This window comes from Enterococcus sp. CR-Ec1, assembly GCF_002850555.1.
In the GTDB taxonomy this organism is placed as follows: Bacteria; Bacillota; Bacilli; order Lactobacillales; family Enterococcaceae; genus Enterococcus_D; species Enterococcus_D entomosocium.
Map to the genome: position 1 here is coordinate 3,005,280 of NZ_CP025223.1, position 15,204 is coordinate 3,020,483.

A 15,204-nucleotide genomic window follows, 5' to 3' on the forward strand; every position below is an offset into this window, starting at 1 on the left:
TTTTATTCGATCCCTTCTACTGTTTCATGTAATGTTTTACGGACTGCGCCGGTTCCTGCCAGCATCTTAGCGAACAAGTGACCCACCTTTTCAGTGATTCCTGCTTGATAGAGATCCAAACCAAAAATCTGCGGATTTGCTAGGATTGGTCGAATGATCCCTTGAACATCGGCGGCTGTCCCTAACTGACACTCACGTAAAATCTCTTGTAATTCTGCTAAGAGGGGATCAGGACTTGGACCAAATGGATGGCCTTCATCATCGATCGCTAATAGATAACGCAACCAGCCTGCAATCGCTAAGGGAATGAAAGTCAGCTCAGAAGCCGAGCCTTCTTTCTCCACATACTTTTTGATGGTTTCGCCAAAACGGATGGCGATTTTCTGTGAGGTATCTGCGGCGATCCGCTGTGGAGTGTCAGGAATCAGCGGATTGGGTAAACGAAGGCCCACCACCTCATCGATAAATTTCTTTGGCTGAATGATCTCAGGATCTTCCACTACCGGCAAGCCTTCACGATAGCCGATTCCTTTGATCAAAGCAACAATATCTGGATCGGTCATTTCCGCAGCAATGGATGTATAACCGAGTAAACAGCCGAACAAACTCATTGCGGTATGCAGTGGATTCAAACAAGTTGTGACTTTCATACTATCGGTTTTGTCGACGATCTCTCGACTCGTCAAGATCACCCCCGCTTTATCCAAATTCGGGCGACCATTTGGAAAATCATCTTCAATCACCAGGTAATGAGTCGTCTCTGTGTTAGCAAACGGAGCGATATTCGTTCCTTTATCGGTACGGATGACTGGCAGCTGCTCGATCCCAGCTGCTGCTAATTCTTCTGCAACTGCTGTTGAAGGATTTGGCGTGATCCGATCGATCATTGACCACGGAAACGTCACCTGCGCGTTGTTTTCTAAGTATCGGACAAACGCTTCTGAAACATGCCCCAGCTTTTGCCATTCTTTTGCAATGGTGACAATCGCCGTTTGGAAACGGAGCCCATTTTGCGAAAAATTATCGGTGGAAACCATAGCGATCGGAAGTGCCCCTGATTGAAAACGATCCCATAAAAAGCTAGCCAAAATGCTCATTGTATGGTTGACCTGATGGGGACCCGCAGCGAGATCCGCTTGTACGACAGGTAAAAATTTCCCCTGACTGTCTTTTAAGCCATAGCCTTTTTCTGTGATCGTTACGGTAACCAACTGTAGTGACGGCTCCTGAAATACTTTGCGTATTTGCTCATAACTCGCAATGCGGGAAGGATGGCAATAATAACTAGCCGCCGTTGACTGGAGCAATTTTTTCTCCAACCGTCCCCCTTCATGCATGACCACTTCTAAAATATCATTCTCGTAAGGGGCATATACTTGATCAATCACCTGTTCATCAAAGGTTTCACAAACTACGATTCCTTTTGTCAGCGCTTGTTGATCGATCAACGTTTGGGCTACTTCTGCGTGAAATGCCCGATACAAATTTCCCCCACCAAAGTGTAACCATTGAAACTGAGTATCTGATTGATCCGTCACTTCTTTGGGAACGATCGGCATCGTAACTCCTGCCTGTTTCAAGGCAGCAAAATCAAACATCCTACTTCCTCCTTTTTCTTAAAACTGATATATTAGTATTCTAGTTCATTCTATACTGAATTGCAAGCCTTTACAAAAGGTTATTCAACTTATATACTAGTTTTATTACTCAAAACTATCCCTAGGCACCTTCCTTCAGAGTTTTTCTTTAGAAGGTAATTGAATGCCTGATACAGAAAGAAGCGTTTATGTTGAACCCTACAAATTTTCAATCACAAGCTTATGAATCAATCAAAGAGTTGATTTTAACCGCCAAACTGATTCCCGGTCAAAAAATATCTGAAAAGGAATTGGAGCAGCGGCTAACCATTGGCAGGACGCCGATCCGTGAAGCAATTATTCGTCTGCGCCGTGAAGCACTGATCCATGTCGTTCCCCAAAGCGGCACCTATATTTCTAAAATCAGTATCAAACAAATTGAAGAAGCTCGTTTTGTCAGAGAGACGCTTGAAAAAGAAGTATTCGTAGCGGCCTGCCAAGCCATTACAGAAGAGCAGCTGAAAGAACTAGAAAAACTCGTTATTTTGCAGCGGACCTATGCCCAATTGAAGGATGAAATCGAGTTTTTCCAACTCGACGAGGCCTTCCATCAGTTGATTTATAAAATCGCCGACAAAGAAAATGTCTGGAATTGGCTACAAACGATCAATCTGCCTTTAAATCGCTTCCGCTTCTTACGTTTAGAGGTGGAGGAATTGTCTTGGGAAATTATTTTGCGGGATCACGAAGAAATCTTAGCCACTTTAAAAGAAAAAGACCAAGCCAAAATTGCTCCCTTGGTCGGACAACACATTGATGTCATTGATAACGATTTGATTTTTGTGGAAAAGGCCTTTCCCGATTACTTTACGGAGTAAAGCTATTTGAAAATCATGGACCTTAAAAACCACCCTCGTCGAGTAGATTGCCTACTTGACGAGGGTGGTTTCATACGCTGAACAAGCGAGAATACGCTCATTCGATTGGGTGATAACTAAAGCCTTGGCCCAGTACTTCTGAGACATTATTGACGATCACAAACGCTTTTGGGTCAATGGTCTCAATGATTTGTCTGATCTGCATAAATTCTTGGTCGCTGGCCACGATCAACAGTACTTGTTTGTCTGCTTGCTGGTAGCCGCCTTGGGCAGCCAATAGTGTGGCACCACGAGCTGTTTTATCAAAGACTGCTTCTCGAATCTCGTTCACGTGGTTCTCACTTAAGATCATGATGGATTTCTTCCGGTTAAAGCCCGTTTCAATGTAGGTCATCACACCAGAGGTGATCACGATCGATAATATCGCAAACAAGAACTCTTCAAACCCGAAAACGAACAAGTTCATGGAGACCACGATCGCATCGGTCGCCAGCAAGCCAATCGCTGGATTCAAATTAAAGTATTTCTTGAAAATCAGCGGTGGAATCGTTGTACCACCGCTAGAAGATTGATTTTTGTACAAAATCGCTACTCCTAAAGCAAAAATCGCACTGCCAAATATCACGGAAAGCAGCCGATCTTCAGCCACCATATATTCTGGGACTAAAGCAATTGCTACTGGAAAAGCAAAACTACCATAGAGGACTTTCAAAAAAGGCCCCTTCCCTAAAAAGGCATAGGCAAGAATAAGCATGAGAATATTCAAGACCATGATCACAGCCGCTCGATCCCAACCGAGGGCTGACTCTAATAAAATACCGATTCCGCTGACACCGCCAGCTGCCACATGATGCGGGCCTAAAAATAAATTGATGCTTGCCGCTAACAAGAAAAGTGCTGCGGTGATTTTTCCATAGGTTTTCAGAATTGTCATTTGTTTCCTCTTTTCTCTGTCATTTTCACGGTTTATTCAAGCCGCTTTGCAGCCATTCTTACTCCTCACTATACGCCCATTTGATGTCACCGACAAAATTTATGTTTAGCCAGAGGGAATAACCGGAAATCTGTTGGCTGATTGCTTGATTCAATCGTTCTCGCAAGGGATCTTGCCGCCCAACTGTATCGAGAGGTGTTGCAGGTAAAATCACCACATCTAATTCCACAATGACTTGATTGCCGACTTTGGCGGTACGTAACACAAAGTCCACCACTTCTTCTGCGCGCAGTTCTTTTTCAACGATCGTCATGATGGACTCTCGTAGTTCTTCTTTCGGAGTTGAAGAAGTCAATTCCAGAATGGCCGCTTTCAACTCTTTAATCGAAAGCTGAATAAAGAACAAGGTGATCCCGATGGAGATGATTGGGTCGACATACATCGCGAAATTTCCATAGGGACTGGCTTGAATCAGCCATGACACAAGAAATGAACCGACGACACCCAGACTAAAGAAAAAGCCGAAACGCCATTGTTCTAGTTCTACCCAGTAAAAGGGATGAGTCAGTGGTTTCTTTTTTAAGTACAAGTAAAAAGAGAAACAGTAGATCGTACCAATCAGCGAGAAATACAAACCGATTGGATCAATCATGCCATCACTGACGTGTAATAAACTAAAAGCAGATTCAATGATTCCATAAATTGAGATCAGCAAGATGATACTATATTGAATAAAAACAACCAACGGCATCAACGCTTCTTTGCCGAATGGGAAACGTTCAAAGTCTTGGGCTTGGATATATTTTGCCACATACAAAGCAATCAGTGACATCACTGCACCAATCAATGTATAAACACCATCTAACAAGAGGACGTTATAACTGACCAGTAACCCAAAAAGCAAGGCACCGCCGCCATAGATACTCCCAGCGACAATCGATGCCAGCAAAAGCTTGCGTATTTTTTTCTTTTCACTCATGATACTCCTCTTTCTTTTTTTCAAAGAAACTATCAATTTGATTGCATTCTTCTATCTATAAGCCTATCTTCCCATATAAATAACATAAAAAACAGTCGATTTTTTCATACAAAGCGGAAAAAAATAGTATTGCTGTCAATCATTCACTCTATTCTCTAGTGATGCATATTCGATCTTTCTATCCCACTCTTTTTACATTCTGGTGTAAATCCCCTTGACTACGCGGATTGATTCCCTTATCATCAAGGGTAACCATATTCAATCAGAATTTTCAGAATATTCCGTTATATTTTTCATAACGGCGATTCATTGGAAGACAGGGAGGATGAAGAGAGTGAATGAAACAAAACAAGTCCCATGGACAGGAGAACCAAACCAACGAGCGATCAACTATTTGAATGAAGAAGGCAAAGTGATCGTCTGCCCAACCAAAGTCGGCTATATCATTGCCGTCTCTGATAAAAAAGGGCTGGAACGCAAGTTTTCAGCAAAGAATCGCAAGCGTAACAAACCAGGTGTCGTTCTTTGCAGCTCATTGGAGCAGCTACATGAATTAGCCGAATTAAATGCGGAAACCGCCGCCGTTTATGAAACGTGTTGGAACAATGACGTGTTATTCGGTGCGATTTTGCCTTGGAAAGAATCAGGAAAAGCCTATATCCCAAAAGATGGTTCAGAAGAATTGATGACGGACGTTCGGGGAACCAGCTGTTTCGTGATCAAATTCGGTGTCCCTGGTGAGCAGATCTCAAAAGAACTTTGGGATCAAAAAAAGAAATTGCTTTTCGCCAGCTCAGCGAACCCTTCAGGCAAAGGAAACCGCGGACTTGTTGAAGGGATCGGCGAACAAATCGCGCAAGAAGCCGATCTAATCATTGAAGGCAACGACTATGTTGCATCGATCCAACCAGACAAAACGCTGGAAACCCGCTACGAACAAGGAGTCATGGTTTCTTTCGTTGATAAAGACGGTAACTTGATTCCAGAGCAAGGAGACCAACGCTCCATCACTCCCGCACCTGTCTTGATCCGTAAAGGACTCGATGTTGAAAAAATCCAAATGTACCTTTCTGATCACTTCAACTCATGGGACTATCGCCACGGGGAGTATTATTAATCTTTCATCGTCAACAAAGAACCGAAGAACCAGCTAACGGCCCTCCTATTCAAGGAAAAACGCTCAGCTCGTTCTTCGGTTTTTCAATAGAAAAAAATACTTTTCTTCTATCGTGTTTCTTTCAAAAGCTGAATGATCTGTGCCTGTTGTTTGATGATCGTATCTTGTTGCTTGATTTTAATCCAGTTTTGGTCGATTTGGATAGCTGCTCCGAGATTTTTGTAACTAAGGTTGGGGATCTCCATGAAATGTATTCGGTGTGCAGATAAGTCATTAAAGATCTGAACAGACAGTTCCTCACTCAATTCATGAACCTCTTTTTCTACAATATACTGGTTGATCAGGTCTTCTACAGTCAAACGCTTTTTTCGTTTCTTGCCTTGTGTGCCATTCGAATTTTCAGATTTCTTGTTCGTACCAAACATTTTTGTTCTCCTTTCGTTAGGTCATCCTTCCTCCATTTTGTGATTCCGTGTCTCTTCTTCAGTGACCAAAATAAAATTGAGCGAAACCTACATACGAACATTTTGTCATAAATTAGCATTATAATCTACATTTTGTTGTTTTTAAAGATAAAAAAGGAGATAAATTACGATCAGGTTTTCTCTGTCATAGAATTCCAACTCTATTTCTGCTATAATCCCCTCATAAACACATAGGAGGGACTCTATGAAAAAGCATTCCTCAATTGCTTTCTAGGGGACGACGCCAATGACAGTGACTTTGGACTACACTTACTGCTGGGTTGTGGGCTGCCGCAACACAGTGCTTAGCACAAAACGAAAAAACTAAGCGTGGTACGGATTGCGAAATCGCATGAAGCTGGAAGCAGAAGTAATCGTTACGGACGGTGAATGTGTCCCTAGCCAAAGAAGCCTGATGAAGAACGAACGGAACCCTTTTCTCTCAAAAGAAATCATTCTTTTGGAGGAAAGCAAAATGAGAAAAGGTGAAAATACGACCTTTGTTTGTAAAAACTGCAGTACGCCTGTGGCACCCTTGACCAATGGTTCTTACCGCAACCATTGTCCTCAGTGTCTCTACTCGTTACACGTGGATATTCGCCCGGGTGATCGTCAAAATACTTGCCATGGCCTGATGCGACCCATCGATTATCGCCAACATTCCAAAAAAGGCTATCAGCTGCTGCATCAATGCACTCGCTGCAAAAACCAGCAGTGGAATATCGTGGCACAGGATACGCAACAGCCTGACCATTTTATTGAGTGGTTGGCTCAAACCGCTGCGTATCACTAAACAGCCAAAGAAGACCATGCTTCAGGCTGGTCTTTTTTGGTAATCAGAACAACGGCCCCCTTATACCACTAACTGCTCATAGACATTGTCGTCATAAGAAGTGCTTACTTTAACCTAAAAAAACAGCCCGCTGTCTCGTCGATTGGTTGACGAAATCAGCGGGCTGTCCTGCTAGTGTCTTCTTGATGATTTTACGTTGGTTTGCGCTTATTCAAAAACGAATTGATTGTGATACAGTTCCGCATAAAAGCCGTCAGCCGCCACCAATTGATGGTGATTGCCTTCTTCAATGACTTCGCCGTCCTTCAAGACAACGATGCGATCGGCATTCAAAATTGTCTTCAAGCGATGGGCGATCACAAAACTGGTTCGTCCTTTGATTGCTTCATCCATTGCTCGTTGAATTTTCGCTTCGGTCACGGTATCGACATTACTGGTGGCTTCATCCAAAATCAACAATTCTGGATTAGTCAGAATCGTTCGGGCAATACTCATCAATTGTTTTTGACCAGTACTGAAAAGATTGTTCTCTTCGGTGATCTCCGTGTCATAGCCTTTTTCCAACGTCATAACAAACTCATGGATATTGGCTTGTTTCGCTGCTGTAATGACTTCTGCTTCGGTCGCTTCTGGTTTCCCAAAAGCAATGTTTTCACGAATCGTCCCTGAGAACAGCACGGATTCTTGCAAAACGATTCCCACTTGAGAACGCAGCAGATCCAAGTCTAGCTCCCGGATGTCGATGCCGTCAAAGGTCACAGAACCACCATTCACATCATAGAAGCGATTCAACAAGTTCATGATGGTCGTTTTTCCTGAACCAGTCGGTCCGACCAATGCGACCATTTCGCCTTTGTTGACCGTGATCGACACATCTTTTAGGACCAATTTTTGACTGTCATACCCAAAGTCCACATGATTCAAAGCAACCGCCTCTTTGATGTCCTTCACTTTGATCCCGTCTTTTGGTTTGACCTCATCAGGTTCATCAAACATTTCATTGATTCTGCGCGCACCGGTGATCGCCAACTGAATCATGCTGTAACCAGAAGAGATCTGCATCAATGGTTGGTAATACTGCTGCGAATACTGGACAAAGGTCACAACTAATCCTAAAGCAACGGAACGTTCTAAGTCACCGTTCAATGCTAACCAGCCACCAAAGAAAATCACGATTGCCGTGTTCAACAAGGACATCCCTTGCATCAAGGGGAAAAGCAGCCCAGAGTAGACTTGCCCTTTGTAGGTAGCTTCCCGGACTTGTTGGTTGTGGACCAGAAAACCATCGATGGTTTCTTCTTGCAGTCCATTGGTGATGATGATTCGTTGACCACTGATTTTTTCATCGATATAGCCGTTTAATTTTCCGACTTCATCTTGCTGCAGATCGACATATTTGCGGGCTTTTTGGATCACGATCACCGCGATCAACACCGCAATCGGGGTAGAAGCAATCGTTGCCCATGCCAATTCAACGTTTTGACGGAACATCATGATCAAGATCCCCACCATTAAGACTACATTGGTCAGCACTTGCAACAATGCTTGGTTCAGACTGTTTTGGATGTTATCCAAGTCACTGGTGAAACGGCTCAAAATATCACCGTCTTGATGAGAATCAAAGAATTTGATCGTCAATTTTTCCAGTTTATTAAATAAACCGATCCGCATTCTGTTGGTTGATTTCCCCACCACTTGCGTGAACAAGATACTATAGACAAAATTAGCTGCACTGGCTAAGACATAAAAAATCAACAGTTTCCAAATGATCGATAGAAAAGCCGATTTATCATCGACCCCTTGCATCAAACCGCCAACATAATTCGCCAATTCCTGGAACGCTTCTCCGATAAAGACTGGCGCTTGTACTTGCAGATACGTTGCCAGAATCACCGTTACAAAAATGAATAGAAACGACCACTTGTATTGTTTTAAGTAATGGTAGAAAAATTTACTCGCTTTGAACAAATCTGTCATGGTTACTCCTCTCCTTTCTGTGTTGCGAAGATTTCTTGATAGATGGCATTGTTATTGGCTAAAAATTCATGGCTTCCTTCACCAACCAGACGTCCATTATCTAAAACGAAGATACGGTCGGCTTTCACAACAGAGGCAATCTTTTGCGCGATAATGATTGTTGTCGTGTCTTTTAATTGTTTTTCAAACGCTTCGCGAACCAATTTCTCCGAACGCGCATCTAATGCACTCGTACTATCATCCAAAATCAAAATTTTCGGTTCACCGATCACGCCTCGAGAAATCGATAAGCGTTGCTTTTGTCCTCCAGAAAAATTGCTGCTGCGCTCGGAGACCGGCGCTTCAAAACCCGCTGTCAATTTTTGAATAAATTCACTGGCTTGGGCGATTTCTGTTGCCCGAGACATCTCAGACTCTGAAGCATCTTTTTTCCCTTGCCGCAAGTTTTGGGCAATCGTTCCTGAAAAGAGGATCGCTTTTTGCAAGACAAAGGCGACCGTTTTACGCAAGCTTTGTTCATTGACTTCTTTTAGGTCAACGCCGCCAACCCGCACGACACCTTCCGTTGGGTCAAACAAACGGGGAATCAGCTGCGCCAGTGTTGATTTGCCGGCACCAGTCGCTCCTACGATCCCAATCATTTCGCCAGGTTTGATGGTAAAACTGATAGCCGTTAGGGCATTTTTTTCATCCCCAGGGTAACGGAAGCTGACGTTTTCAAAAGCGACACTTCCAGACAATTCTTGTTCTGGGACATCTTGGTATTGCAGATCCGGTTCGGTATCTAGAATCTCTTTGATCCGTTTTAGCGAAACTGCAGCCCGTGAAGTCATCATCATCATCATGCCGCCGATAATGATCGCCATCATAATTTGCATCAAATAATTCATGAATGAGGCAATTCCCCCAATCAAGGTTGGGTCATCTTTCGCTAGATCACTGACAAAGAAAATCGCGCCGACCACTGCTAAGTTGGCCGCCAGCATAAAGGAGGGGATCATTACAGAGAACAGGGTTCCTACAATAATATTATGCTTCGTTAACGTTTCACTGACTTTGGAAAAGCCTTGCAGTTGGTTGTCTTCTTGGACAAAGGATTTCACCACACGAATCCCCATCAAATTTTCTTTGGCGATCCCGTTGATTTTGTCGATCAAGTTTTGGATAATCATAAAGTGTTTCCCCATCCGTGTAAAGGAGAGTGCCGTAATCACTAGAACAGCGATAATCAGTAAGACGATGATCCACCACAGTTGCGGCATGGTTGTCATCGCCAAAATGAAGGCACCGATAAATAAGAACGGGATGCGAAACAACGATTGTAGTGAGATCATCACTAAGTTTTGAATTTGCGTGATGTCATTGGTCAAACGCACCACTAAGTTTCCTGCCGAGAAGGTTTCGATATTACCAAATGAGAAAGTCTGGATTTTCCGAAACATTTCTTCTCGAATATCGGCACTAACGCCTTGCGCCACTTTCGCAGAAAAAACCGTGTTGATGATCCCTGCAACAAGTCCTAGCAATGCTAGCCCAATCAACTGCACACCAATTTTTTTCATTTCATCATTGTTTTCGGTAATAATTGATTCTAGCACTTGCTGCAAGAGCTTTGGCTGCCATAATGCAGCAACGACCATTAAAATGACCGATAATAAGGCAATGCTGGTTGCCGCTTTGTACTTTTTGACATGGCGTAAGACCAGATCCATATACGTACCACTCCTTTGTGTTTAGCAGAAAAGACTGCCAAAAAATTTCGGTTGCACAACAATTTACCATGGATCACGACTAGAAACAAGCGAACAAATAAAACAAAAAGAGCTTTCATGAAAGCTCTTTGAAAATATTGCATAAATGTTGGCGAAAATAACGAATAATAAAGGGATTATGATGATCCTCAAGAGGGTCTTCCTTATTTTCTGGCGCTAAATCTTTGACTTACGATTCGCTGTTTTCCAGCTCACTTTTTTGTTTTTTTGTCAGTTTTTGTTTGACTAGATCGTAGGAAACCAAAATCATTTGTTCGATGTTTTCTTCCATCAAGGCATCAGATGCCAACTTGATGGTATTCCAATGGGTCTTATTGGCATAATACCCCGGAATGATGACGTCAGGAAATTGCTCTCGCAGCGTTTCGTTGACCTCGGGCAGATTTTTCAAAGTCAAAAATGCTGTTTCTTCTGCTTGCGGACTCATGATCCCAAACTGTTTTCCTACTAAATCAAAGTAGATTGCATCCCAATCTTCGCGGTAATAGACTTTGGCTCCCGGCAAGCCTTCCCCAAATGCTTGAAATCGCTGCATTTTTTGTGCAATTTTTTCTTCAATCGATGTACTCATTGTGTTTCCCTCACTTTCTACTATCAAAACCGTCATTTTCTGTCTCAATTTTGACAGATTGAATCGCTTTCTGCTCTATTTCCTACTATTATACATGGTTGCCGTGTAAAAAGGGATTTTTTATCAATGGCATGTTGCCTGAAAATGACTCTTGAGAGTTGCATGCGGCGTTACATTCATTCATCTCTCTCAGAAGATACAAAAAAACCCTTATCAGCGAGTAAGATGTACTCGCCAATAAGGGCAATTGATTACTAGATGTCATGGACAAGATTCATTTTAGAATCTTAGTACCAACCATTTGCTTCCCAGAATGCTTTGGCAGCAGACCAAGAACCATAACGTGATGCAACATATTCATCGGCAACCTTTTCTTGGTTAGCAGCTGAATAGTCACCATTTAAGTAAGAGTTGGTTAATTGGTAACGGCCGTAGTATTGTCCGTTTGTCGCTGTGTAAGAACCACCAGATTCTTTGTTTGCGATCCATTCTTTTGCTGAAGCTTCTGAGCCGCTAGCTGAAGAGCTGTAGCTTGAGCTGCTTTGTGTGCTTGCAGCAGCAGATTGTGTGTTGCTTGATTGTGAAGCTGCTGGTTCACTTGGTTGTTGTACACTTGCTGCAGCAGTCGTGTTTGCAGATTCTGTATAAGTGGCAGTGCCATCTGTAGGGATGATCAATGCTTCCCCAACAAAAATCAAGTTTTTATCAGCAATCTCGTTTGCTTCAACGATCGCACTGATCGTATCATCAGAGCTATAACCGTAAAAGTTAGTAGCGATTGTTGATAATGTATCACCAGATTGAACAGTGTATTGTTCGTCTGCAAAGGCGTCTTTCCCACCTAAGAAAAGGCCGAAACCGGCAAGGACAGCTGTACTAAGTAAAACAGTTTTTAAAGACTTCATATAATTAAATCTCCTTCTTTGAAACTCATTTTGCGTCATTTGAGATGACTCAAGCGCATAAACAAGTCTAACACCGAAGAATATTTCATAGGTAAAGAAATCATTACAGATGATTACGAAAACGACAGTTGCCTTACGTTTCGTAAGAATTGAAAAAGACTATCATATCAAGCTTTTCTCTGCTGTAATTTTTAACATTACAGTTATTTTGTTTTCAGGTAAACCAGTTAACCTTAGAAAACCTTTCCTATATTACAAAAAACCCTCTTTTTACACAGACTTGTAACAAAAGAAGGAACGAGACAAGGTCTCATTCCCCATTTACTTCCTATTTTTTCTTCACTGGGATCAATTTATTCATGACGATCGCCGCAATAGCGCTTAAAGCAATCGGTGAATCTAATAAATATTGTAAGAATTGAGGCGCAGATTCTTTGATTTCTGCTGGCATAAACAACAAGCCGATGGCAATAATCAATGGTACCCCGATAATATACAACTCACGCTCGGAAAACTCTTCATTCTTAATGACCCGAAAGCCGCTCAACAAAATAATGACACAGACGACCGCGAACACGCCGCCGATGACAGCAGAAGGTACTGCGTGAATCAAGGCTGAAAGTTTCCCCATGAAGGACAATAGGATAAACCAGACGGATGCCATCACAAAGACTTTTTTACTAGCAACCCCGGTGATCGAAATGATCCCTGCATTGGTAGAATAACCAGTCACAGGGGTCGTTCCTACTAAGGCGGCAACCAAGCAGCCTAATCCTTCGCCGATCACGCCTTTATTGATCTGTTCATCCGTAACAGGTTCTTCTGTCACGGAACTGACCGCATACCAAGTACCTGTTGTTTCTGCTAGGAGCACCATATAGATCACTAGCATCGTTAAGATCGCTGAAACATCAAAGTGCAGGCCATAGTTTAGAAATACCAGTTTTGGCAGACTAAAGAAAGAAGCATCCGCCACCGACTGAAAATCAACGCCCCCCATAAAGGAAGCAATCACGGTACCGATAACCAAAGCAATAATGACCGAACTGATTCGGAAGTATTTTCCCATTCCCGGAAAATAATCGCCTAACATGGAAAACAAAATCAAAATCGCCGCAGTAATCGCAGCCAACAACATGTTTTGATTGGCACTTAGTGTTTCAGTGGCAGGATAGATATTGCTGGTAAAGGCCGTTGGCAGCAATGTCAACCCAACGATCATAATGATCGTTCCACTGACGATCGTAGGAATAAAATGACGAACGATATACTTATAAATGCCCGTAAAACCTAGTAAAATGACTGCTGTGGCACCTACGATGCTGGCTCCTAACACCGTGTCCATGCCGTTGGCACCAAAATAAATACCGATGATCGCTCCAACGGGGACAAAGGATGGCCCTTGACATACGGGTAATTTCAAGAAAAAGAGGACTTGGATCAAAGAAGCGATCCCTGCTCCTAAAAAGGTCGATTGGATCAAACCTGATGCATCTGAAGAGGACATCGCCACCGCCGTTGCGATAATAAATGGCGGCACATACACGTCCATTGCCAACACATGCTGCAACCCTAAAAGTACTGCTTGACCAAAGGGAATGTCTTCATTCATTCCGATCGTTAAATGTTTATTTTTCGTTGATTCCACTGTCTCATTCTCCTCGTTTTTCGTGTACTTTTTTTCCTTGGACCCAGACTTGGCGAATATTTTGCATCGTTGCTAAGTACAGGATTTTTTGTAATCTTGCTTCGGGTGAGGTGAACACACCGAAGTCAGGCAAAGGATTTTCTTTTTGTCGCGTATCGATCACTTGTACATCAAACGCATAGCCTTCTTTGATGACACCTACAGGTAATTTCAGTGCCTCACCGCCGCCTTTTGTCGCTAATGAGAACGCATCGATCACGGATATACGAGAATCTGCTACTCCTCGTGTATTTTGGGGAAGCGTGACATCTACGCCATCTTCTAACATTCTCGAAGACATCACAGCTTGTTTGATGTTGTCATACAAACTCGGTGAAAAACCGCCGGAGATATCCGTTCCTAAACCAATCGTGACTCCTTGTTCTTTCAAGCGCTTGATTGGGATCACGCCATTGGCAAAGTAGGCATTTGAGATGGGACAGTGCGCAACTGCGGCGCCGGTTTCGACAAAACGGGCGCCGTCAGCTGGGCTGATGAAATTGCCATGAGCCATCACTGCTTTGTCACGCAACAAGCCGAAATCTTGCAGCACTTCGGTATCCGTTTTGCCAAATCGTTCTTGAACAAAGTCATGTTCCCATTGCCCTTCACTGCAGTGGGTCTGAACATGGACATCATATTTTTGAGCCAATGCGCCTAAGCCTGCCAAGCCTTCATCGGTACAGCTGGGGACAAATCGCGGAGTGACCACAGGATAAACGCCTTGAGGTGCGGTCTTTGCGATTGCTTGTACTTCTTGAATAAAACGTTCTGTATCCGCTAATGCCTCTTCTGTTGACGCATCCCGATAAAAAACAGGATTGGCTTGGGGATCGTCCATAACGACTTTTCCGACTAATCCCCGTTGACCAAGAGCGGCACAAGTCTTCGCCAATTGAAGGCTCGCTTCTAGATGGATCGTTGCAAAATAAAGAACCGTTGTCGTTCCTCTTGCCAATAGCTGTGCCACCAAATCTTGATAGACAGCTTTGGCAAATGCTGGATCGGCATATTTTGCCTCCAGCGGAAACGTGCATTCATCTAACCAGACATTTAACGGTTCATCTAACGCGATCCCTGCTTGCGGCCATTGCGGTGCATGGACATGCAGATCGACAAACCCTGGTAAAAAGCACTGGCCTTCAGATAAAGCCTGAAGATTCTCTGATGCTTTTGCCAGCTCTGACTCATACCCTTGATCTGTTTTGGCAGTGACTTTCGTGATGATCCCTGCATCATCGACTTGAATCAATGCATCTTCTATATATTCTAGTTTTCCATCAGTTGGCGTATGGAAAACATCTCCTTTAAAATAGCGAATGGTTGCCATTTGTTTGATTTCCCCCGTTCTCTAAGACATTGTCAGGAAAAAGCCGTTCATTTAATGTTCCTTTTTCACTAACACGATGTTCTTATTTTAACGCTATTCGAAAATAGTGCAATAAAATTCACTATCATAAAGGAAGATAAAACGCTGAACGTTCGGTTTTTATGCGGTTTCAAAAAAAGCAGCCACTGTCTTGAATCAAGATAGTGACTGCTAAAGACGC

Annotated in this window: 13 protein-coding genes; 3 read left to right on the forward strand and 10 right to left on the reverse strand. The window is 43.0% G+C overall.

Going from position 1 to position 15,204, the window contains the following annotated elements:
- Positions 1-2 precede the first annotated feature (2 nt).
- A complete protein-coding gene (locus CXM95_RS14355; RefSeq protein WP_086372333.1) occupies positions 3-1,598 on the reverse strand; it encodes a mannitol dehydrogenase family protein in 1,596 nt (531 codons plus the stop codon).
- A gap of 188 nt (positions 1,599-1,786) precedes the next feature.
- Between CXM95_RS14355 and CXM95_RS14360 the strand changes: the two genes are divergently transcribed.
- Positions 1,787-2,455 carry a GntR family transcriptional regulator gene (locus tag CXM95_RS14360; protein ID WP_005234106.1) on the forward strand — a complete coding sequence of 223 codons (669 nt, stop codon included), beginning with the start codon at positions 1,787-1,789 and terminating at the stop codon, positions 2,453-2,455.
- Positions 2,456-2,552: 97 nt separating this feature from the next.
- On the opposite strand, the gene CXM95_RS14365 is transcribed toward CXM95_RS14360, so the two are convergent.
- Both CXM95_RS14365 and CXM95_RS14370 read right to left on the reverse strand, forming a co-directional pair.
- Positions 2,553-3,389, reverse strand: a complete 837-nt coding sequence (locus tag CXM95_RS14365) for a YitT family protein (RefSeq protein WP_005234105.1) — start codon at positions 3,387-3,389, stop codon at positions 2,553-2,555.
- Positions 3,390-3,447: 58 nt separating this feature from the next.
- Positions 3,448-4,368: a cation transporter gene (locus CXM95_RS14370; protein WP_016612736.1), complete on the reverse strand. Its 921-nt coding sequence runs from the start codon at positions 4,366-4,368 to the stop codon at positions 3,448-3,450.
- A gap of 325 nt (positions 4,369-4,693) precedes the next feature.
- Between CXM95_RS14370 and CXM95_RS14375 the strand changes: the two genes are divergently transcribed.
- The gene (locus CXM95_RS14375) at positions 4,694-5,485 is read left to right on the forward strand and encodes an L-threonylcarbamoyladenylate synthase (RefSeq protein WP_016612737.1); all 792 of its coding nucleotides are present in this window, start codon (positions 4,694-4,696) and stop codon (positions 5,483-5,485) included.
- 107 nt (positions 5,486-5,592) lie between these two features.
- On the opposite strand, the gene CXM95_RS14380 is transcribed toward CXM95_RS14375, so the two are convergent.
- The gene (locus CXM95_RS14380) at positions 5,593-5,910 is read right to left on the reverse strand and encodes a hypothetical protein (protein ID WP_008380648.1); all 318 of its coding nucleotides are present in this window, start codon (positions 5,908-5,910) and stop codon (positions 5,593-5,595) included.
- A gap of 514 nt (positions 5,911-6,424) precedes the next feature.
- On the opposite strand from CXM95_RS14380, the gene CXM95_RS14385 reads away from it, so the two are divergent.
- The gene (locus CXM95_RS14385) at positions 6,425-6,742 is read left to right on the forward strand and encodes an RNHCP domain-containing protein (RefSeq protein WP_008380645.1); all 318 of its coding nucleotides are present in this window, start codon (positions 6,425-6,427) and stop codon (positions 6,740-6,742) included.
- Positions 6,743-6,949: 207 nt separating this feature from the next.
- On the opposite strand, the gene CXM95_RS14390 is transcribed toward CXM95_RS14385, so the two are convergent.
- From CXM95_RS14390 to guaD, 6 genes are all read right to left on the reverse strand, one after another.
- A complete protein-coding gene (locus tag CXM95_RS14390; protein WP_086297962.1) occupies positions 6,950-8,719 on the reverse strand; it encodes an ABC transporter ATP-binding protein in 1,770 nt (589 codons plus the stop codon).
- A gap of 2 nt (positions 8,720-8,721) precedes the next feature.
- A complete protein-coding gene (locus CXM95_RS14395; protein ID WP_005234099.1) occupies positions 8,722-10,431 on the reverse strand; it encodes an ABC transporter ATP-binding protein in 1,710 nt (569 codons plus the stop codon).
- Between the two features lie 229 nt (positions 10,432-10,660).
- A complete protein-coding gene (locus tag CXM95_RS14400; protein WP_008380641.1) occupies positions 10,661-11,062 on the reverse strand; it encodes an MmcQ/YjbR family DNA-binding protein in 402 nt (133 codons plus the stop codon).
- 287 nt (positions 11,063-11,349) lie between these two features.
- Complete coding sequence (locus tag CXM95_RS14405; RefSeq protein WP_034878363.1) at positions 11,350-11,967, reverse strand: LysM peptidoglycan-binding domain-containing protein; 618 nt, start codon at positions 11,965-11,967, stop codon at positions 11,350-11,352.
- 328 nt (positions 11,968-12,295) lie between these two features.
- On the reverse strand, positions 12,296-13,579 hold the full coding sequence (locus CXM95_RS14410; RefSeq protein WP_086317423.1) for a uracil-xanthine permease family protein: 1,284 nt from the start codon (positions 13,577-13,579) through the stop codon (positions 12,296-12,298).
- Between the two features lie 40 nt (positions 13,580-13,619).
- Positions 13,620-14,984 carry a guanine deaminase gene (guaD, locus tag CXM95_RS14415; RefSeq protein ID WP_101699314.1) on the reverse strand — a complete coding sequence of 455 codons (1,365 nt, stop codon included), beginning with the start codon at positions 14,982-14,984 and terminating at the stop codon, positions 13,620-13,622.
- Positions 14,985-15,204: the final 220 nt, after the last annotated feature.

Bases quoted from the DNA above. Each gene is read 5' to 3' on its own strand.
- CXM95_RS14355 (WP_086372333.1), bottom strand. From the start codon at position 1,598: ATGTTTGATTTTGCTGCCTTGAAACAGGCAGGAGTTACGATGCCGATC.
- CXM95_RS14360 (WP_005234106.1), top strand. From the start codon at position 1,787: ATGTTGAACCCTACAAATTTTCAATCACAAGCTTATGAATCAATCAAA.
- CXM95_RS14365 (WP_005234105.1), bottom strand. From the start codon at position 3,389: ATGACAATTCTGAAAACCTATGGAAAAATCACCGCAGCACTTTTCTTG.
- CXM95_RS14370 (WP_016612736.1), bottom strand. From the start codon at position 4,368: ATGAGTGAAAAGAAAAAAATACGCAAGCTTTTGCTGGCATCGATTGTC.
- CXM95_RS14375 (WP_016612737.1), top strand. From the start codon at position 4,694: ATGAAGAGAGTGAATGAAACAAAACAAGTCCCATGGACAGGAGAACCA.
- CXM95_RS14380 (WP_008380648.1), bottom strand. From the start codon at position 5,910: ATGTTTGGTACGAACAAGAAATCTGAAAATTCGAATGGCACACAAGGC.
- CXM95_RS14385 (WP_008380645.1), top strand. From the start codon at position 6,425: ATGAGAAAAGGTGAAAATACGACCTTTGTTTGTAAAAACTGCAGTACG.
- CXM95_RS14390 (WP_086297962.1), bottom strand. From the start codon at position 8,719: ATGACAGATTTGTTCAAAGCGAGTAAATTTTTCTACCATTACTTAAAA.
- CXM95_RS14395 (WP_005234099.1), bottom strand. From the start codon at position 10,431: ATGGATCTGGTCTTACGCCATGTCAAAAAGTACAAAGCGGCAACCAGC.
- CXM95_RS14400 (WP_008380641.1), bottom strand. From the start codon at position 11,062: ATGAGTACATCGATTGAAGAAAAAATTGCACAAAAAATGCAGCGATTT.
- CXM95_RS14405 (WP_034878363.1), bottom strand. From the start codon at position 11,967: ATGAAGTCTTTAAAAACTGTTTTACTTAGTACAGCTGTCCTTGCCGGT.
- CXM95_RS14410 (WP_086317423.1), bottom strand. From the start codon at position 13,579: ATGAATGAAGACATTCCCTTTGGTCAAGCAGTACTTTTAGGGTTGCAG.
- guaD (WP_101699314.1), bottom strand. From the start codon at position 14,984: ATGGCAACCATTCGCTATTTTAAAGGAGATGTTTTCCATACGCCAACT.